Source organism: Burkholderia sp. Ed8 (genome assembly GCF_040761425.1).
Taxonomy (GTDB): Bacteria; Pseudomonadota; Gammaproteobacteria; order Burkholderiales; family Burkholderiaceae; genus Burkholderia; species Burkholderia seminalis.
This window is the reverse complement of sequence record NZ_CP142885.1, coordinates 1284521-1302757: the sequence shown is the minus strand read 5'-3', so window position 1 is coordinate 1302757 and position 18237 is coordinate 1284521. Positions and strand designations below refer to the sequence as shown.

General features: G+C 68.3%; 16 protein-coding genes. 4 read left to right on the top strand and 12 right to left on the bottom strand.

Annotation, left to right across the window (positions count from 1 at the left end):
* Window positions 1-14 precede the first annotated feature (14 nt).
* Window positions 15-1748: a protease pro-enzyme activation domain-containing protein gene (locus VXM69_RS06085; RefSeq protein ID WP_200087969.1), complete on the top strand. Its 1734-nt coding sequence runs from the start codon at window positions 15-17 to the stop codon at window positions 1746-1748.
* Between the two features lie 49 nt (window positions 1749-1797).
* Here the strand turns inward: VXM69_RS06085 and VXM69_RS06080 are convergent, their stop codons facing one another.
* From VXM69_RS06080 to VXM69_RS06060, 5 genes are all read right to left on the bottom strand, one after another.
* Window positions 1798-3231: an MFS transporter gene (locus VXM69_RS06080; RefSeq protein ID WP_034185782.1), complete on the bottom strand. Its 1434-nt coding sequence runs from the start codon at window positions 3229-3231 to the stop codon at window positions 1798-1800.
* Between the two features lie 248 nt (window positions 3232-3479).
* Entirely contained in the window at window positions 3480-4316 is an 837-nt protein-coding gene (locus VXM69_RS06075) for an ABC transporter permease (protein WP_049032914.1), read from the bottom strand.
* Between the two features lie 37 nt (window positions 4317-4353).
* Window positions 4354-5610: an ABC transporter permease gene (locus VXM69_RS06070; protein WP_034185979.1), complete on the bottom strand. Its 1257-nt coding sequence runs from the start codon at window positions 5608-5610 to the stop codon at window positions 4354-4356.
* Window positions 5611-5721: 111 nt separating this feature from the next.
* On the bottom strand, window positions 5722-6768 hold the full coding sequence (locus tag VXM69_RS06065) for an ABC transporter substrate-binding protein (RefSeq protein ID WP_034185780.1): 1047 nt from the start codon (window positions 6766-6768) through the stop codon (window positions 5722-5724).
* A gap of 76 nt (window positions 6769-6844) precedes the next feature.
* Complete coding sequence (locus VXM69_RS06060) at window positions 6845-7942, bottom strand: ABC transporter ATP-binding protein (protein WP_034185779.1); 1098 nt, start codon at window positions 7940-7942, stop codon at window positions 6845-6847.
* A gap of 108 nt (window positions 7943-8050) precedes the next feature.
* Between VXM69_RS06060 and VXM69_RS06055 the strand changes: the two genes are divergently transcribed.
* The gene (locus tag VXM69_RS06055; RefSeq protein ID WP_034185778.1) at window positions 8051-9574 is read left to right on the top strand and encodes a PLP-dependent aminotransferase family protein; all 1524 of its coding nucleotides are present in this window, start codon (window positions 8051-8053) and stop codon (window positions 9572-9574) included.
* A 47-nt stretch (window positions 9575-9621) separates the two neighbouring features.
* Here the strand turns inward: VXM69_RS06055 and VXM69_RS06050 are convergent, their stop codons facing one another.
* The 5 genes from VXM69_RS06050 to VXM69_RS06030 all read right to left on the bottom strand — a co-directional run bounded on the left by VXM69_RS06050 (window position 9622) and on the right by VXM69_RS06030 (window position 15266).
* Window positions 9622-10653, bottom strand: coding sequence for a lipase secretion chaperone (locus VXM69_RS06050; protein ID WP_367189159.1), 1032 nt, complete (start codon window positions 10651-10653; stop codon window positions 9622-9624).
* A gap of 3 nt (window positions 10654-10656) precedes the next feature.
* Window positions 10657-11751 (bottom strand): triacylglycerol lipase, encoded by a 1095-nt coding sequence (locus VXM69_RS06045; protein ID WP_367189158.1) that lies wholly within the window; start codon window positions 11749-11751, stop codon window positions 10657-10659.
* Window positions 11752-11970: 219 nt separating this feature from the next.
* Window positions 11971-14121 carry a TonB-dependent copper receptor gene (locus VXM69_RS06040; RefSeq protein ID WP_367189157.1) on the bottom strand — a complete coding sequence of 717 codons (2151 nt, stop codon included), beginning with the start codon at window positions 14119-14121 and terminating at the stop codon, window positions 11971-11973.
* A gap of 83 nt (window positions 14122-14204) precedes the next feature.
* Window positions 14205-14573 carry a DUF2946 domain-containing protein gene (locus VXM69_RS06035; RefSeq protein ID WP_200087979.1) on the bottom strand — a complete coding sequence of 123 codons (369 nt, stop codon included), beginning with the start codon at window positions 14571-14573 and terminating at the stop codon, window positions 14205-14207.
* Between the two features lie 156 nt (window positions 14574-14729).
* Window positions 14730-15266: a cytochrome b gene (locus VXM69_RS06030; protein WP_034185773.1), complete on the bottom strand. Its 537-nt coding sequence runs from the start codon at window positions 15264-15266 to the stop codon at window positions 14730-14732.
* A 216-nt stretch (window positions 15267-15482) separates the two neighbouring features.
* Here VXM69_RS06030 and VXM69_RS06025 point away from each other — a divergent pair, with 216 nt between their 5' ends.
* Window positions 15483-16121, top strand: coding sequence for a Pr6Pr family membrane protein (locus VXM69_RS06025; protein ID WP_034185978.1), 639 nt, complete (start codon window positions 15483-15485; stop codon window positions 16119-16121).
* 48 nt (window positions 16122-16169) lie between these two features.
* Here the strand turns inward: VXM69_RS06025 and VXM69_RS06020 are convergent, their stop codons facing one another.
* Window positions 16170-16901, bottom strand: a complete 732-nt coding sequence (locus VXM69_RS06020) for a LysM peptidoglycan-binding domain-containing M23 family metallopeptidase (RefSeq protein ID WP_059558375.1) — start codon at window positions 16899-16901, stop codon at window positions 16170-16172.
* 444 nt (window positions 16902-17345) lie between these two features.
* Between VXM69_RS06020 and VXM69_RS06015 the strand changes: the two genes are divergently transcribed.
* Window positions 17346-17666, top strand: coding sequence for a hypothetical protein (locus tag VXM69_RS06015; RefSeq protein WP_034185771.1), 321 nt, complete (start codon window positions 17346-17348; stop codon window positions 17664-17666).
* 112 nt (window positions 17667-17778) lie between these two features.
* Here the strand turns inward: VXM69_RS06015 and VXM69_RS06010 are convergent, their stop codons facing one another.
* Complete coding sequence (locus tag VXM69_RS06010; RefSeq protein ID WP_034185770.1) at window positions 17779-18120, bottom strand: DUF4148 domain-containing protein; 342 nt, start codon at window positions 18118-18120, stop codon at window positions 17779-17781.
* Between the last annotated feature and the right edge of the window lie 117 nt (window positions 18121-18237).

The following is an 18237-nucleotide window of genomic DNA, read 5'->3' as shown; positions in this document are numbered from 1 at the left end:
AAAAAGGACTCCCGATGAAAAGGAACACCTGGTTTGCCCTTCCCCTTCCGTCGCCCCGCCGCCTCGCGTGCGTGGCGCCGTTCGTGTTCGCCGCCGCCGCGGCGCACGCGACGACGGATTGGGTCGATACTCATACCAAGGCCTTTCTGACCGGCCCGCAGTTGATGGCCCGCAGTGCGGCGCCGTCGCTCGAACTGGCAGCCGGTGAAACGACCAACGTCGTCGTCAGCCTGAAGCTGCGCAATGCCGCGCAGCTCAAGCAACTGGCGCGCGACGTGAACCGGCCCGGCAGCGCGCATTACCGCCAGTACCTGACGCACGAGCAGTTCCTCGCCGACTACGCGCCGACCGATGCACAGGTGAAGTCGGTGGTCGACTATCTGCACAAGAGCGGCTTCGTGAACGTCGAGGTTGCGCCGAACCGCCTGCTGGTCTCCGCCAGCGGCACGGCCGCCACGGTGAAGACGGCGTTCAACACGTCGCTCGTGCACTTCGAGTACGCCGGCCGCTCGGGCTTCGCCAATGCGTCGACCGCGCAAGTGCCGCGGGCGCTCGGCGACGTCGTCGGTTCGGTGCTCGGGCTGCAGAGCGTCGCGCGGGCGCGGCCGATGCTGCGCATCGGCAACGTCGCGAAGCCGCAGGCGCTCGCGGCCGGCACGGCGACGGGCCATTATCCGAAGGAATTCCCCGGCCTCTACAACGCCACCGGCGTGCCGACCGCGGCCGGCGTGACCGTCGGCATCATCACGATCGGCGGCGTGTCGCAGACGCTGCAGGACCTGAAGCAGTTCACGTCGAGCAACGGCTACGGCACGGTATCGACGCAGACCGTCAAGACCAACGGCTCCGGCGGCAGCTACACCGACGACCAGGACGGCCAGGGCGAATGGGACCTCGACAGCCAATCGATCGTCGGCTCGGCCGGCGGCCAGGTCGGCAAGCTCGTGTTCTACATGGCGGACCTCAACGCCTCGGGCAACACGGGCCTCACGCAGGCGTTCAACCGCGCGGTATCGGACAACACCGCGAAGGTGATCAACGTGTCGCTGGGCTGGTGCGAAACCGATGCGAACGCGGACGGCACGATCGACGCCGAAGAGCAGATCTTCACGACGGCAGCCGCCCAGGGTCAGACGTTCTCGGTATCGTCGGGCGACGAAGGCGTGTACGAGTGCAACAACCGCGGCTATCCGGACGGCGCGAACTACACGGTGTCGTGGCCGGCTGCGTCGCCGCACGTGCTCGCGATCGGCGGCACGACGCTCTACACGACGTCGGCAGGCGCGTTCTCGAACGAGACCGTGTGGAACGAAGGGCTCGACGGCAACGGCAAGCTGTGGGCGACGGGCGGCGGCGTCAGCACGATCCTGCCCGCACCGTCGTGGCAGTCGGGCAGCAACCGCCAGCTGCCGGACGTCTCGTTCGACGCCGCGCAGAGCACCGGCGCGTACATCTACAACTACGGCCAGTTGCAGCAGATCGGCGGCACGAGCCTCGCCGCGCCGATCTTCACGGGCTTCTGGGCGCGCCTGCTCGCGGCGAACGGCACGGGCCTGGGCTTCCCGGCCGGCAACTTCTACGCGGACATCCCGTCGCACCCGTCGCTCGTGCGTTATGACGTCGTGTCGGGCAACAACGGCTATCAGGGGTATGGCTATACCGCCGGCACCGGCTGGGATCTGACCACCGGCTTCGGCAGCCTGAACATCGCGAACCTCAACCAGCTGATCAAGTCGGGCGGGTTCTGAGCGATGCATGAAGGCCGGTGCGCGGCGGCGTTTGCCGCGCGCCGGCTCGTTACTGTCCCGTACGCTGTTCCGCCGGCTGCGCCGGCACGCGTTCCGGCGCGGCCGGCACCCCCGCGCGATGCGACGGCGCAAACAACCGCAGCCCGCTCGCGACACTCGCCGCGCCGGCGAACCCCGCGCCGAGCATCAACGCCAGCGTCGGCCCGTGACGCCCCGCGATCCCGAACGACAGCGCCACCAGCGCCGCGCCCGTTGCCTGCCCGATCAGCCGCGCCGTCGCGATGATCCCGCTCGCGCCGCCGCTGCGCTCGGGCGGCGCGCTCGACATCAGCGCCTTCAGGTTCGGCGACTGGAAGAAGCCGAAGCCCGCGCCGCACAGCATCATCCGCCAGCCGATGTCGACGACGCTCGGCGACATCGGCAGCGCGGCGAGCGACACCATGCCCGCGCTCAGCAACGCGAGCCCGATCGCGCCGAGCAGGCCGGGCGGATAACGATCCGACAACCGGCCCGCGATCGGCGCGGCGAACGCGACGATCGCCGACCACGGTGTCATCAGGAAACCCGTCTCGACCGCGCTGCGATGCAGGACGGTTTCGAAATAGAACGGCAGCGACACGAATGCCAGCCCCTGCGCGGCGAACGCACACACGGCCGTCAGTGCGGACAGCGTGAACACGGGCCGGCGAAACAGGTCGACCGGCAGCATCGGCGCCGGGTGCCCGGCCTGGCGGCGGATCAGCAGCCAGCCGAACGCGAGCGCAACCGCGGCCGACGCGAACACGATCGAAAGCGGCCCGCGCTGCGCGAATTCGCCGAGCGCGAAGATCAGCGACGCGAACGTGATCACGTTGAACAATGCGGCGACCGGATCGAACGCATGCTTGCCGCGCGCCGTCTGCGGCAGCGACGGAACCGCCACGGCGAGCGCAATCACGCCGAGCGGCACGTTCACCGCGAACAGCCACGGCCACGCGGCGACCGACAGGATCAGCGACGCGATCGTCGGCCCCACCGCGAACGACACGCCGACGACGAGCGCATTGAAGCCGACGCCGCGTCCGAGCCGGTGCGCGGGAAACAGGCCGCGGATCAGCGCGACGTTGACGCTCATGATCGCGCTCGCGCCGAAGCCCTGCACGATCCGCGCGGCCGTCAGCATCGGCAGCGTCGACGCGAGCGAACAGCCGAGCGAGGCGAGCGTGAACACCGCGAGCCCGGCGATGTACACGCGCTTGTGGCCGACGATGTCGCCGAGCGACGCGAACGGCAGCAGCGTCGCGACCATCGCGAGCTGGTACGCGTTGATGATCCATACGGAAGCGGCCGGCGACGCATGCAGGTCGGCGGCGATCGCGGGCAACGCGGTGTTCGCGATCGCGGTGTCGAGCGTCGCGAGCGCGACGGCCAGCAGCACCGCGGACATCGCGCGCCAGTTGACGGCCGGCTCATGGGCGCCGGCGGGGGAAGCGAATTCGGACAAGATGAGGCTCGGCTGACGAGCGACGCACGGCGTCGCGGATTGAGCGGCGCGGCAACCAACGCGTGCTCCCTGCGCAGCAAACGGAACGCGCGGCACCGCGAACCGTATTGTTGCAGAGCCGCATCGAACGTGCAGGCAACCGCTTCGTCAGTCAGTCAAACGAAAGCTTCGGCGCACCAGGCCGGCTACGTGAGCCTCGTCGGGCACGCAACGCGCGGCGGCGCGCCGGCCGTTGCGTGCGGGCATCGTTACGATACCGCGCGCCGTGCATTGCGCCCGCGCAGCCATTCGAGCGCCAGCAGCAGGCTCGTCGAAAAGATGATCAGGATCGTTGCGAGCGCAGCGATCGTCGGGCTGATGTTCTCGCGGATACCGGTGAACATCTGGCGCGGCAGCGTGGTCTGGTCCGCGCCCGCGAGGAACAGCGTGACGACCACTTCGTCGAACGACGTCGCGAACGCGAACAGCGCGCCCGACATCACGCCCGGCGCGATCACCGGCAGCGTCACGCGGAAGAAGGTCGACACCGGATTCGCGCCGAGCGACAGGCTCGCGCGCACCAGGTTCTGGTTGAAGCCCTGCAGCGTCGCGGCGACCGTCGTTACGACGAACGGCACGCCGAGCGCCGCATGCGCGGCGATCAGGCCGGTGTACGTGTTCGCCAGCCCGAGCGGCGCGAAGAACAGGTACATGCCGACGCCGACGACGACCACCGGCACGATCATCGGCGACAGCAGCACGGCCATCAGCAATCCCTTGCCGCGGAAATCGGCCTTCGTGAGACCGATCGCCGCGAGCGTGCCGAGCACGGTCGCGACGACGGTGGCCGACGGCGCGACGATGAAGCTGTTCTTCGCGGCCATCCGCCACTCGTCCGATGCGATCAGGTTCTCGTACCAGCGTGTCGAGAAACCCGGAATCGGATAGACGAGGAACGTGCTCGACGAAAACGACAGCGGCACGATCGCGAGCACCGGCAGGATCAGGTACAGCAGCGTCAGCACGACGAGCACGCGCAGCGCGACGTACCACGCGCGCTCGACGAACGACATGTGCGGCGCGAACAGCGGCCTGGCGAGTTTCATGGTCCGAATCCCCTTCCCGTTTCGTAGTGCGCGGCGCTCAGCCGAGGCTCACGTTCGTGCGCGTGAAGCGCCCGTACACGGCGTACAGCACGAGTGTCGCCGCGAGCAGCAGCCCGCCGAGCGCGCACGCCATGCCCCAGTTGATCGTCACGTTCGTGAAGTACGCGACGTAGTAGCTGACCATCTGGTCGTTCGGCCCGCCGAGCAGCGCGGGCGTGATGTAGTAGCCGATCGCGAGGATGAACACGAGCAGCGCGCCCGCGCCGACGCCCGGATAGGTCTGCGGCACGTACACGCGCCAGAACGCGGCGAACGGATGGCTGCCGAGCGATACGGCCGCGCGCTGGTAAGTGGGCGGGATCGACTTCATCACGCTGTACAGCGGCAGGATCATGAACGGCAGCAGGATGTGCGTCATCGAGATGTACACGCCGACGCGGTTGAACAGCAGCGTCAGCGGGTGCGAGATCAGCCCGCTGCCGATCAGCGCCTTGTTGATGAGCCCTTCGCTCTGCAGCAGCACGATCCACGCGGCGACGCGCACGAGCACCGAGGTCCAGAACGGAATCAGCACGAGGATCATCACGAGGTTCGCGCGCCGCTCCGACAGCGTCGAGATCCAGTACGCGAGCGGATAGCCGAGCAGCAGCGCGAACAGCGTGACGGCGATGCCGATCACGAACGTACGGCCGAAGATCGCGAGATAGATCGACTGGTCGGGATCGGCCTGCACGACGTGGCCGAAGCCGTCCTGCTTGTGGTCGAGCGCGGCGAGCAGGTAGAACGGCGACACCTGGCTGCCGTTCTTCGCGATCGCCTGCCAGTATGCGACGTCGCCCCAGCGCGAATCGAGGTCGACGAATTTCTCGCGGGTCTGCGCGGGCGTCAGCGCCGCGCCGTTGTCGCCCTTCAGCGGCATCGCGCGCGCCGTCTTCGCGACGAGCGAGCGATAGCCGGGAATCTCGGTGTTCAGGCGCCGCGCGAGCGCACCCATCGCCTCGCTGTCGGCCACCTTCGTCATGTCGGCCGCGAGCGCGACATACGCGGCGTCGGCCGGCGGCGCCTTGCGGTCCCAGCCCGACAGCGCGGCGACCGTATTCGGCAACGCGGTCGCGATCTCCGGGTTCTGCACCGCGCGCGTGAGCAGCGTGCCGATCGGCACGACGAAGATCAGCAGCAGGAAAATCGCGAGCGGCGCGACCAGCAACAGCGCCATCGTGCGCTTGCGGGCCTCGGCGGCCTTCAGCTCGCGCTTGAGCGCGGCGGTCGACGGCGAGGAAGGCGCGATCGTCATCGTATTCAACGGTTCTCTCCGGCCGGGCACGTTCCGGCGGAATGCCGCGCGACACGATCGACGCGTCGCGCGGCCGGTTGCATCAGGACACCTTTCAGGAAGCCTGACCGGTTACTTCGTCGCCCATGCCGCGAAGCGCTGCTCGAGCTCGTCGCTGTGGTCGGTCCAGAAACCGATGTCTTCCAGCACCGCGTTCTTGCCGTTGGCCGGCGAGTTCGGCAGGTTCGCGAGCGTCTTCGCGTCGAGCGACTTGATCGCCGCGACGTTCGCCGGGCCGTACGCGATGTGCTGCGCATAGGCCTGCTGCGGCTTCGGCGTCAGCGAGTACGCGATGTACTGCTCGGCGAGCGCCTTGTTCGGCGAGCCCTTCGGAATCGCCCAGTAGTCGAGGTCGTAGATGCTGCCGTTCCACACGACCTTCAGGTTCTTGCCTTCCTTCTGCGCGGCATCGATGCGGCCGTTGTACGCGGTCGACATCACGACGTCGCCGGCGACGAGGAACTGCGGCGGCTGCGCGCCGGCTTCCCACCACTGGATGTACGGCTTCAGCTCGTCGAGCTTCTTGAACGCGCGGTCCTGGCCGGCCTTCGTGCCGAGCACCTTGTACACGTCCTTCGTCGCGACGCCGTCGGCCATCAGCGCGAATTCGAGGTTGTAGCGGGCGCCCTTGCGCATCCCGCGCTTGCCGGGGAATTTCTTCACGTTCCAGAAATCGGCCCAGCCGGTCGGCGCCGACTTCAGCTTGTCCGCGTTGTACGACAGCGCGGTCGACCACACGAAGAAACCGACGCCGCACACCTGCGGCGCTTCCGGAATCAGGTCGGATTTCTTCGCGATCTTCGACCAGTCGAGCTTCTCGTACAGGCCTTCGTCGCAGCCGCGGTTCAGGTCGCCCGATTCGACTTCGACCACGTCCCAGTTGACGTGCTTCGCCTCGACCATCGCCTTCACCTTCGCCTGCTCGCCGTTGTACTCGACGGCCGTGACCTTGTTGCCGGTCGCCTTCTCGAACGGCTGGTTGAACGCGACTTTCTGCGCGTCGCCGTTCGCGCCGCCGAAGTTGACGACCGTGAGTTCCGCAGCCGATGCCGATGCACCGACCGCGATCAGTGCCAGCGCGAGTGCCGTGCGGCGTGCAGTAAAGCTTGCTCGTTTCATGATGGTTCCTCTCCTCTCGTGGTGGAAATGGGCTTTGTTGTTGACGACGTGCTGCGGAAAAGCGGGGAAACCGGGATCACGCGAACACGCGCAGGTGTTCGGGCGAGAACGCGAGCGAGACCGGCGCGCCGGGCGAGAACGCGTCGAGCGCGCCCGTGCCCAGCGGCACCTTCACGAAGCATTCGTCCTGGCCTGGCAGCGCACAACGCATGCGCACGTGATCGCCGAAATAGATGAGGCTGCGCGCTTCGCCGCTCAGGCGGTTCGCGGCGGCGCCGTTGGCGTGGCCGCTGGCCGCGAGGCTCATGCGTTCGGGGCGGATGCACGCGACGGCCGACGCGCCCTCGGCGGCTTCGCCGATATGGCGGCCGACGAGCTTCGTGCCGTCGTCGAGCCGGAATTCGCAGAATTCGCCGTCGACGCGTGCGATGGTGCCGCGCAGCCGGTTGCTGTCGCCGATGAAGTTCGCGACGAATTCGTTGCACGGCGATTCGTACAGGCGGTCCACGGTGTCGAGCTGCTGCACGATGCCCTTGTCGAACACGGCGACGCGGTCGGACATCGTCAGCGCCTCGCCCTGGTCGTGCGTCACGTACACGAAGGTCACGCCGAGCTTTTCGTGCAGCGCCTTCAGTTCGTACTGCATGTGTTCGCGCAGCTGCTTGTCGAGCGCGCCGAGCGGCTCGTCCATCAGCACCAGCTTCGGCTCGAACACGAGCGCGCGCGCCAGCGCAATGCGCTGCTGCTGGCCGCCCGACAACTGCGCCGGATAGCGTTTCGCGAAGCGCTCCATCTGCACCATCTTCAGAGCGTGCGCGACGCGCTCCGCGCGTTCGCCGGCCGGCAGCTTGCGCACGGTCAGCGGATACGCGACGTTCTGCTCGACCGTCAGGTGCGGGAACAGCGCGTAGTTCTGGAACACCATGCCGATGTTGCGCTTGTGCGGCGGCACGTTGTTCAGCAACTCGCCGTCGAGGCGGATCTCGCCGCCGGTCGGGAATTCGAAGCCGGCCAGCATCATCAGGCAGGTGGTCTTACCCGAACCCGACGGCCCGAGCAGCGTCAGGAATTCCCCTCGGTGGATGTCGAGGTCGAGCGATTTGACGACCAGCGTTTCCCCGTCGTAGGTCTTCCGCACGCCGCGAAAGCTGACGATCACATCATCGGACTTCATCGTGGCTGTCCCCTTGCTTCGCGACAAATGATTTTGAGATGCGAGCCACTATACGGTGCGCACGGTTCTATACTAGGGAACCATTTCAATATTCCAAGTAGGACCACTTTGGATACCGTGATCGTCGCCGACTGGCTCTCCGGCCGTCTCGACCGCAGCTCGCCGGAGCCGATGTACCGGCAGTTGCTGCAGCTGATGCAGCAGGCCATCCTGACAGGGGAATTAGGGCCAGGGACGAAACTGCCGAGTTCGCGCACGCTCGCGGGCGACCTGTCGATCGCGCGCAATACCGTGCTGCACGTGTACGACCAGCTGACGGCAGAAGGCTACGTGCTGACGACGACCGGCAGCGGCACCTATGTGGCCGACACGCGGCCTGACGCCGCGGCGATCCATGCACCGGGCGCGGCGCCGCCGCCATCGGCCGCCGACGGACTGCCGCCGCCGGACGCGCAGGGCAGCCTGTCGACGCGCGGCCGGCAGTTGATCGCGCACGCGGGCGTATCGCGGCGCCAGTGGGGTGCGTTCATGCCGGGCGTGCCGGACGTGTCGGAATTCCCGAGCCGCACGTGGAGCCGCCTGCAGGCGCGGCTGTGGAAGGAAGCCAATCCCGAGCTGCTGACGTACGCGCCGGGCGGCGGCTACCGGCCGTTGCGGCGCGCGCTTGCCGACTACCTGCGCGTCGCGCGCTCGGTCAAATGCTCGCCGGACCAGGTGATCATCACGACGGGCATCCACCAGTCGATCGATCTCGCGGTGCGGCTGCTGTCCGACATCGGCGATCGCGCGTGGGTCGAGGAGCCGTGCTACTGGGGCGTGCGCAGCGTGCTGCAGGCGGCCGGCCTCGCGCTCGCCCCGGTGCCGGTCGACCAGGAAGGGCTCGACCCGCGCGCGAGCGACATGCAGCATCCGCCGCGGCTCGTGCTCGTCACGCCGTCGCACCAGTACCCGCTCGGCATGGTGATGAGCCTCGCACGGCGCCGGATGCTGCTCGAATACGCGCGCCAGCACCGCTGCTGGATCATCGAGGACGACTACGACAGCGAATTCCGCTACGGCAGCCGGCCGCTCGCGTCGCTGCAGGGGCTCGACGACGGCGGCCGCGTGATCTACGTCGGCAGCCTCGGCAAGATGCTGTTCCCGGGGCTGCGGATGGGCTACATGGTCGTGCCCGAACATCTGGTCGATACGTTCCGCACCGGGCTGTCCGAGCTGTACCGCGAAGGCCAGCTGATGCAGCAGGCCGTGCTCGCCGAATTCATCATGGACGGTCACCTCACCTCGCACGTCAGACGAATGCGCACCCTGTACGGCGAGCGCCGGCAACTGATGATCGACGCGATCCGCACGCGCTTCGGCGACGCGCTCCCGGTGATGGGCGACGAGGCCGGCCTGCATCTGGTGCTCGGCCTGCCCGACGCGTGCGACGATCGCGCGGTCACGCAGAGCGCGTTCGACGCGGGCGTGATCGTTCGGCCGCTCACGAGCTACTACAGCAACCTCGACACCGCGCGGCAGGGCCTGCTGCTCGGCTATGCGTGCGTCCCGCACGAAAGCATCGGGCCCGCGTTCGACACGCTCGCCGATACCATCGAGCAACATCTGCCGCGCGACATCACACGCGCCGCATAAGGCCGCATAAGGCCGCATCAGACCGCCCCCACCCAGGGCCGCCCGCGTCATTGCATGCTGCCGGCCCCGCGATCGAGCGATGCCGCGCGCACGGCTTCGCCGGGCTTCGTGAACACGCGTTGCCGCAAGGCGGCGATCCGCGCGTCGCGGTCCTGCGGCGACAGGCCGGCCGATTCGATCTGCGCGCGCTGCGCCGCATAGTCCGCGTAGCGGCTCTGCCACGACGCGTCGTCCTGCTGCATCTGCGCGACGCGCGCGGCGGCCTCGGGGCCGAGCGTCTGTGTCAGCTGCGCGCGCATTGCGTCGGGTGTCGCGCCGCGCTTCTGCAGTTGAACGATCTGGTCGATCGCGGCGCGCTGCCGGTCGATCCGCTGCTGCGCCGCCCGCTCGTCGGCCGGCATCTGCTGCTCCAGCGCCGCGAGCCGCTCGGCCTTCTGCGCATCGGTCAGCGAGCGATCCTGAGTGATCTTCAAGCGTGCGAGGTCGTAGCGCTGCCGCCACTGCTCCGCGCCGAAGAACGGCTGGCTCCAGTCGCCGAGCGTGCGATACGCGATCGACGCACGCTGATCGAGCGCGAGCTGCAGCGCGCCCAGGTCGGACTTGTCGACCGCGCCGGCATCGCGCAGTTTCGCGAGCGCATCCAGATACGCGCGATAGCGGTGCCACACGTCGAGCGCCTCGGCCTGCGCCGCCGTGCCGTCGAGCTGCGCGGCGATTTCACGCGCGACGAACGCATCGAGCGCGGTCGCGCTCAAATCGCTCTGCGCCGTCAGGCAATAGTCGAAGAAATCGCGCACCGCGCGCGACTTCGCGAGATGGCCGCCGGCGTCGAGCGGCAGCCGCGGCGCGCTGGAACCGGCCAGCGACGGCGGCAGGCCCGAGCTCGCCGGCACGGCCGCCTGCGGCGAGGCGGCAGCCGCGCCCGTCACCGCCGCGTCCGGTGCGTCACCGGCGGCGACCGCCCCTTGATGCCGGCCCGCTCCGCTCCACATCGCGACGGCGGCGATCGCCGCCAGCCCCACGACACCGTAGACCGCTGCGCGCCGCGCCAGCGGCGCGCGCCCTTCACGTGCCGTCATCGATTACACGCCCGCGCGCTGCAGCCGGTTCGCATGCGTGCGGATCACCGCGACCGGATCTTCCGCATACGCGCCGCGCACGCCGAGCAGCTGGTTGATCTCGTCGATGTGGTTCCACTTGTAGCTCGTGCTCAGCACCTTGCCGTACAGCGCGCTGCACTTCGACACGAGCCCGTCGTTCTGGCCCGACCCGCGGTTGATCATCACCGTGCCGGTGCCGAACAGGGCAAGCGTCGACAGGTCGAGCGCGTTTGCGGGATCGACGAGCGGAATGGTGCTCGTGTCCGTCGCCCCCGTCACGCCGAGCACGGAAAGCGTCGGCTGGATCGCGGTACCGGCCCACGAATACAGCAGATGCGTGTTGCCGCCGACCGTTTCCGTCGGTGCGCCGGTCTGGCAGCTGCCCGGCGCGCCCAGGCCCGCGCTCGGATAGTTCCGGTTGTAGGTCGCCGCCTGCGCGGTCGTCAGCGTCTTCAGCGACGCGAGCGCGTCCTGGTTCGTGTTGTGACTGCTGTTCGTCAGGATCCCGAACACATTGACGAACGCGGCGATCACCGTCGACGACAGCCCGGTCGGATCGTACGCGAGCACGCTCTGCACGAAATCCGCGAATTCCGAGCCGCGATGCGGCGTGCCGATCGTCGTCACCGACGCGACGAGATCGGGCGCGACGGCCGCGACATAGCGCGAGGTCAGCCCGCCCTGGCTGTGACCGACGAGATTGACCTTGGTCGCCCCCGTCGCGGCGAGCACCGTCTTCACGTAGGCGAGCAGCTGTTCGCCGCGGCCGTTCGGGCCGTCGTCGCTCTGGAAGCCGGACAGGTTCGCGACGTAGACGGTCGCGCCGTGCTGCTGCAGATCCTCCTGGATGCCGTACCAGTACTCGAGCACGCCGGCGTACTTGTCGGTGCCCGTGAGCCCGTGCACGAGGATGATCGGATAACGCGTCGCCGCGTAGTTGTCGGCGGGCGCGGTCGCCGCCATCGCCGAGCGCGTCGTCGCGAGTGTCGTCAGCGCGGTCGTCGCCGCGAACGGTGCGACGCTCATCGCGCATGCCACTGCCCCTGCCATTACCCTGGAACGCATCGATCTGGCCATGCATGTTCTCCTGATTATTGTGCTGCCGGTGCGAATGACACCGGATCGACACGCACGCCGCATCGCGCGCATCGTGTGCGTCGAATGCGGGAGTGAATCACGAGTCGCGAACGTTTGCGCCCTGACTAGATACGGTTCTCTAATCGGTTGACGCGCCCCGCCCGTTCGGGCGGGGCCGCGTTTACGCGCAGGCATGCTGCAATGCACACGCGCCGCGCGCTACAGCTTCGCGCTCACGCGCACCCACGCGGTCCGGCCCGGTTCCATCACCGGCGCGTTCGCCGGATAGCCGAAGCCCGCGTTGCCGGCAAGGTTCAGATGTTCGGTGTAGGCCTTGTTCAGCACGTTGTCGACGCCGACCGAGACCTGCACGGTCTTGCTGACGTTGTATTGCGTGTGCAGCGACAGCACGCCGAATCCGGCGCTCGGGCCGAAGTCCTTGCCGACCACGTTGCCCTCGTTCGGCGCATAACGATGCTGCGGCGCAACGATCCGCCACAGGCCGCCGGCCGACCATGCGCCGCGCGTGTATTCGAGCCCGATGCGCGCCTCGAGCGGCGGCATCTGCGGCAGCGGATCGCCGCTCGCCACGTTGCGCCCCCACGCATACGCGAGCGACGTCTCGACGCGCAAGGGCGCCACCGGCCGCCACGACACGCCCGCTTCCCCGCCCATGATCTGCGCGTTGACGTTGGTCGCCTGCGTGGTCGCGCCCATCATGCCGGCCGCGTAGTTGAACAGGATGAAGTCCTGCACGTAGCCCGCGTACGCCGACACCCACACGTCGAACCGGTCGCTCTTGTACTGCGCGCCGATGTCGACCTGCGTGGTCTTCTCCGGCTGCACCGCCGAGAACGCGTTGACCGAACCGGCCGGCCCGCGCGTCGCGGAGAACAGTTCCCAGTAGTCGGGATAACGCTCGGCATGACCGATCCCCGCGTACCACGTGACGGGCAGCGACGCGAGATCGCGCTCGTAGCGCACGAAGCCGCTCGGCAACACGCGCGAGCGATCGTCGTCGAAGGTCGGGTTCGGCTTGCTCATCATCATCCCGCTCTTCATCGCGCGCTTGTCGCGAGCGCCGGCGTAGTCGATGCGCGCGCCGCCGATCACGCGCGACACTTCGCTCGCATACCACGTCAGCTCGCCGAACGCGCCCGCGTTCCACATCGTCGCCTGCGCGTCCCACGGCTGGTCGCGGTAGTTCTGCTGCCCCATCGACGAGCGCGAGTCGAGCCGGTTCGATTGCGCGTCGACACCCGTCACGAGCTTGAAGTCGTCGCCGAAACGGAACGTCGCGGCCGCGCGCGCCCCGACCGTACGGCGCCGCACGTCGGCCGCCATCCGCATCGGCATGCTGCTCGACGGGTCGGGCTGCCGCAACGTGTAGTTGTCCATCACGTGATCGGCTTCGTTGTAGTACACGCGCGCCTCGATCCGGTCGAGCACGTCGCCGAGGTGGCGCTTGTCGAACGACAGCCCGAACGTCTCGCGGCGGAAATGCGCACCGTCCATTCCGCGGCCCGCGTAACGCGCATAGCCGTCGCCGGTGCCGGCGGTCAGCTCGACACGCGTGTGGTCGTCGGGGGTCCAGCCGAGCGCCGCGTCGGCGTTCCACTTGTCCCACTGCGACGGCACCGTGTTGCCGTTGCCGTCCTTGTAGTCCTGCGAATGCGCGTGGTTCGCGCTCACGCGGCCGTAGACGTCCGGCGTGCCGGCCGTCAGATCGAGGTTCTGGTCGTTGCGGCCGAACGATCCGCCGACCAGGCTGCCGTCGAAGCGCATGCCCGGCCGCTCGAAACGCGGCGTCACGCGCTCGAACAGCACGGTGCCGGCCGATGCGCCGGGACCGTACAGCACGGTCTGCGGCCCTTTCACGACGGTGACCTTGTCGTAGCTTTCCGGCGCGATGTACGACGTCGGCGCATCCATCCGGTTCGGGCATGCGCCGAGCGTCGGCATGCCGTTCGCCAGGATGTTCAGCCGCGAACCGAACATCCCGCGCAGCACGGGGTCGCCGTTCGTGCCGCCGCTGCGGATCGACGTGAAGCCGGGAATCGTCTTCAGGTAATCCGCGCCGTCGCTGGCGGGCAGCGGCTGGCGCGGCGCCTTCGGATCCGTGACGACGACGAGCGGCGTCGACAGCGGCGACGCGACGACCTCGACGGGCGGCAGCGGCGCGGCCGACTCGTTCACGGGCGCGACGTCCGCACGCGCCGTTTCGGCTGCCGCGGCAGTCGCGGCAGTCGCGGCAGTCGCGGCCAGCGCGCCGACGGCCAGCGAAGGCACGGCAAGTTTCAACATTCGCGGCACGCGCCGCGCACGGGTATTGCGTGGCGCCCGCGGCGCACGCAACTGGAAATGGGTCATGATCGAAAGCCCGAGTGACGCCCTCCACGCGGCCGCGACGGGCCGCACGGATATCGGCGGGAGTAGGAACGGAGAACAGCGCGTCAGGCGCGCTCGGGCGGTGCGCGTGGATACGCGCGCGGATAGCGGTCGGCGCGCGCCGCGACGACAGGCGGCGCGGCGGCGGAAACGGAAACGGCGGGAACGGAAGCGAACGACGCGGCGGCAGGCGCGCCGAGCGCGGGGCTATGAGCGAAGAAACCGCAGTAGCCGCACGCGTCGAGATGCAGCGCATGATCGTGCATGCCGCGCGCATCGGACGGCCGATGCGCGCCATGCTCCGTACTGCAGACGATTGCGTCCGGCGTGGCCGCCTGCGCGATGCGCCACTGCGACACCAGCGGCGCCGCGATCGCGATCCAGATCGCGAGCACGCCGAGCCAGGCGGTCAGGTGACGATGTCGATGCAGCATGCGCAGCGGCGAGTAAGCGGAATGTAAAAGCAGCCGAGATGTTACAGAATGTTCACCGCGATGGCCAGTCACCCATGCCGGTAAACGGAGCGGGGGCGCATGGTTGTCGACACAACCATGCGCCCCCGCCTGCGAGACGCGCCACGCATGAGGCGATCAGGGCGCCATGCGCCGCAGCACGTCGTCGCGCCGGATGAAGTGGTGGTACAGCGCGGCCAGCGCATGCAGGCCGATCACGAAGTAGAACGCGTTGCCGATCAGTTCGTGCGCTTCCTTGATCGTCGGCCGCAGCGCCTTATCGGGGCCGACCAGCGTGAACGACACGCCGAGCCAGTCGAGCGACACCGGCTTGCCGCCCAGGTTGATCATCATGATGCCGAGCAGCGGCTGCGCGAGGATGAACACGTAGAGCGCGACATGCGCGAGCTTCGACAGCCAGCGCAGCAGCGCCGCCTGCGGCACCGCTTCCGGCACGCGGCTGACGACGCGCCACAGCACGCGCAGCACCGACAGCACGAGCACGAACGTACCGGCGGTGAGGTGCACGTTCATCCAGAACGCGCGGCTGTCGCTGCCCTTCGGGCCGCGGATCTCGATGGCCAGGTAGGCCAGCGCCACCAGCACGAAGATGGCCCAGTGGAAGAAGATCGCGGGCGAGCTGTAGCGCGTCTGTTTCGCGAGGATGTTTCTCATGCGTCGTCTCGTGTTGTATGCGGGGAGGCGCGCGGGCGGCAAGCGGCCCCGCGCCCGACAAAGCTTTCGCGATTGTAGCCGCACGGGCGTCCGGTTTTACGCGGCGCGGTCAAATATCCGACGAATCGCCGGCGCGCCCCTCATATGGAAAGTCCGCATCGCGCACGCAAACGGCTGTGGCACGATGAAGCTTTGGTGCGACGGCGCGCGGGCATCATGAGCAAGGCGTTCTTCGTTGCGGCCTATCGGCTGACCGCCGCGTTGCTCGCGGTATCCACCACGCTACACAGCGTCGCCGACTACTGGCGCCTGCCGGACTTCCATCTCGGCAACTATCTCAGCTACTTCACGCAACTGAGCAGCCTCTACGCGGCCGCGATGCTGGCCGCGGGACTCTGGCGCATCGCCCGCCCCGGCTCGGCCCGCTACGAATCGATGCGCGGCGCCGCCGTGCTGTACGTGCTGATCACCGCGATCGTCTACGAACTCCTGCTGGCGCGGCTCGATGCGCTGCGCCATGTCACGCCTGCGTTCAACAACTGGGTGCTGCACCGGATCGTGCCGCTCGTGATGCTGTGCGACTGGCTGTACGTGGAACCGCGCCGGCCGATCGCGCGAAGCAGCGCGTTCGCGTGGCTCGGTTTTCCGGTCGTCTATCTCGGCTATACGCTCGTGCGCGGCGCGTTCGAGAACTGGTATCCCTACCCGTTCGTCGATCCGCGGCCGCACGGCTACCTGCCGGTCGCGATCCAGTGTTCGCTGATCGCGCTTGGCGCGGCGGCGCTCGCGCTGGGTATCCGCTGGCTCGGCAACCACGCTAGACAGTCCGGTACCGCGACGCTCGGGGAAGGATGAAGGCGGGAGCGTGTGCGCCGCCCGGCGCACACGGGGTCATGCAGGCCGTCAGCCGCCGTTGCGCGGCAGGAAGTTCATCGGATCGACGACCTTGCCGTTCTGGCGGACTTCGAACTCGAACGTCGATCGACCGCTCGCGTCGGTGCCCATCTCGGCGACCGGCTGGCCCTGGCGAACCGCGTCGCCTTCGTTGACGAGCAGCTTGCCGTTGTGCCCGTAGGCCGTGATGAGGCCGTTGTCGTGCTTCAGGATCACGAGCGGGCCGTATGCCTTGACGCCGGACCCGGCGTAAACCACCCGCCCGTTCGCCGCGGCCCGCACCGAGTGGTCGGGCCCGGACGCGGCGATCACGACGCCGCGTGTCTTGCCGGCCGCGAACGGCGTCGCGACGACGCCGGTTGCCGGCCACGCGAGCGAGCCCGGCGCGGCCGCGGCGGGCGGCTGCCCGGGCGACGGCGCGGCGGACGGCGGCGCCACGCGCAGCACCTGGCCGGGCGACACGGCGTCGGTCGGCGCCATGTGATTCCAGCTGGCCACGTCCTGCACGCGTTGCCCGTAGGCACTCGCGATGCCCGCGAGCGTATCGCCCGGGTTCACGCGGTAATAGCCGGCGATCACGCCCGGCGTCGCAGCCGACATCGGGGTCGACTGGCGCGCCGGTTGCCAGTTGTCGGTCCACGGCGTCAGCGTACAGCCCGACAGCGCGACGGCGGCAGCGACGAGCGCCGCCTGCGGCAACCAGCGCGTCAGCGCATCGTGGATGGGAATAGTTTCTCTCAAGGGTCCTCCCGGATTTGCGTCGCGACGCCGCCCACCGCCCCCCGGTGCGCGACGCACGATGTCCGGCCGGACGGCCGGACCAATCAGTATCCGACCGCTCGCGCGGCCGTCAGTTTCCACAGCGGAACGTCCGCGCGAAGGGGCTCACCGGCCCCTTTTTCGCACTTTCCAGTGTCGTCCCGACCGGCAAAGATACCATTTGTCGCGGTCAGGACCGCGTCGGCTGCCGGTTCCGGCAACAATCTTGCAGCGCCGCACGGGCGTGGCGGCGGCCTGCGAGCCGCGCCGGGCGGGCCGTCCGGCGGGCTTCAAGCGGGCTTCGGGCGGGTTTTCCACCCGCGCCGCCGCATGCGCAGCCCATCCCGTCGCCGTCACATTCCCCGCTTCGATCGCCGCCTATACTCGGTGATGCAGCGCGATCCAATGACAACGAGGAGCATGACAATGAACAACGCGACGTTTCTTTCCGTGCAGCTCGACGCCGACGATTTCGCCGGCTCCAGCGGCCTGGTCGAATTGCTCAACCGGCACCTGCTGTTCGCGACCGATGTCGCCGAAGCGGCCGATGCGCTCGTCCAGCTGGCGAGCGTCGCGCACATGACGGGCGCCACGCGCCACAGCGTCGAGCTGCCGATCCTCGCGATCGAACGGCTGCGCGACGCACTCGACACGCTGAGCGGCTACGACGAAACGTGGCTGCAGGTGCTGGAACCGGCCGAAGCGCTGTTCCGCGATATCGGGCGCGGCCGCCGCCCGCTGCATTGAGCGCCGGCGCGTCACGCGCCGCCAATGAAAACAGCCCGCCGTTCCGCATGATGGAACGACGGGCTGTTTGTACTACAGAGGGTCGGATCCGGCCGCCGGGGCGGCCGCACCATTAACGACCCTTGTAGACCGGTGCGCCGTCAGCGATACGCTTGACTTGCCAGCCGGTCTTTGCAGCAGCCGGAGCGCCCGATTCTTGCGCGGCGGCCGGTTGCGCGCCGTAGCCGGTCGTGTCGGCAGCGGCAACGTTTTGTTGCGGGTTCAGACGTGCTTCGGCAGCCTGGATGCCTTCCGGGTAGTTCGTGCGGTCGCTGCCCAGCTTGTAGCCGGCCTGCTGGACGGCGACGAGATCGGCCTTCACCTGTGCACGGGTGACGGGCGCGTTTTGGGCAAACGAGACAGCGGGAACGGCGAGGACAGCAGCTGCGGCGAACGTTGCGATCAGCGATTTCATGATTACCTCCGGGATTTTTTTGCTCCGCCGCACACACCATGTCTGCAGCGATGGAACAGAGTTTAGTCCCGGCAGCACCTAGGGAAAACCATGAAAGAACGAAAACACTGTTTCCCC

Coding starts and splice junctions, on each gene's coding strand:
- VXM69_RS06015 (WP_034185771.1), top strand. CDS start 17,346: ATGAACAACGCGACGTTTCTTTCCGTGCAGCTCGACGCCGACGATTTC.
- VXM69_RS06065 (WP_034185780.1), bottom strand. CDS start 6,768: ATGAAACGAGCAAGCTTTACTGCACGCCGCACGGCACTCGCGCTGGCA.
- VXM69_RS06060 (WP_034185779.1), bottom strand. CDS start 7,942: ATGAAGTCCGATGATGTGATCGTCAGCTTTCGCGGCGTGCGGAAGACC.
- VXM69_RS06035 (WP_200087979.1), bottom strand. CDS start 14,573: ATGCTGCATCGACATCGTCACCTGACCGCCTGGCTCGGCGTGCTCGCG.
- VXM69_RS06045 (WP_367189158.1), bottom strand. CDS start 11,751: ATGGCCAGATCGATGCGTTCCAGGGTAATGGCAGGGGCAGTGGCATGC.
- VXM69_RS06070 (WP_034185979.1), bottom strand. CDS start 5,610: ATGACGATCGCGCCTTCCTCGCCGTCGACCGCCGCGCTCAAGCGCGAG.
- VXM69_RS06010 (WP_034185770.1), bottom strand. CDS start 18,120: ATGAAATCGCTGATCGCAACGTTCGCCGCAGCTGCTGTCCTCGCCGTT.
- VXM69_RS06025 (WP_034185978.1), top strand. CDS start 15,483: ATGAGCAAGGCGTTCTTCGTTGCGGCCTATCGGCTGACCGCCGCGTTG.
- VXM69_RS06040 (WP_367189157.1), bottom strand. CDS start 14,121: ATGACCCATTTCCAGTTGCGTGCGCCGCGGGCGCCACGCAATACCCGT.
- VXM69_RS06075 (WP_049032914.1), bottom strand. CDS start 4,316: ATGAAACTCGCCAGGCCGCTGTTCGCGCCGCACATGTCGTTCGTCGAG.
- VXM69_RS06030 (WP_034185773.1), bottom strand. CDS start 15,266: ATGAGAAACATCCTCGCGAAACAGACGCGCTACAGCTCGCCCGCGATC.
- VXM69_RS06085 (WP_200087969.1), top strand. CDS start 15: ATGAAAAGGAACACCTGGTTTGCCCTTCCCCTTCCGTCGCCCCGCCGC.
- VXM69_RS06050 (WP_367189159.1), bottom strand. CDS start 10,653: ATGACGGCACGTGAAGGGCGCGCGCCGCTGGCGCGGCGCGCAGCGGTC.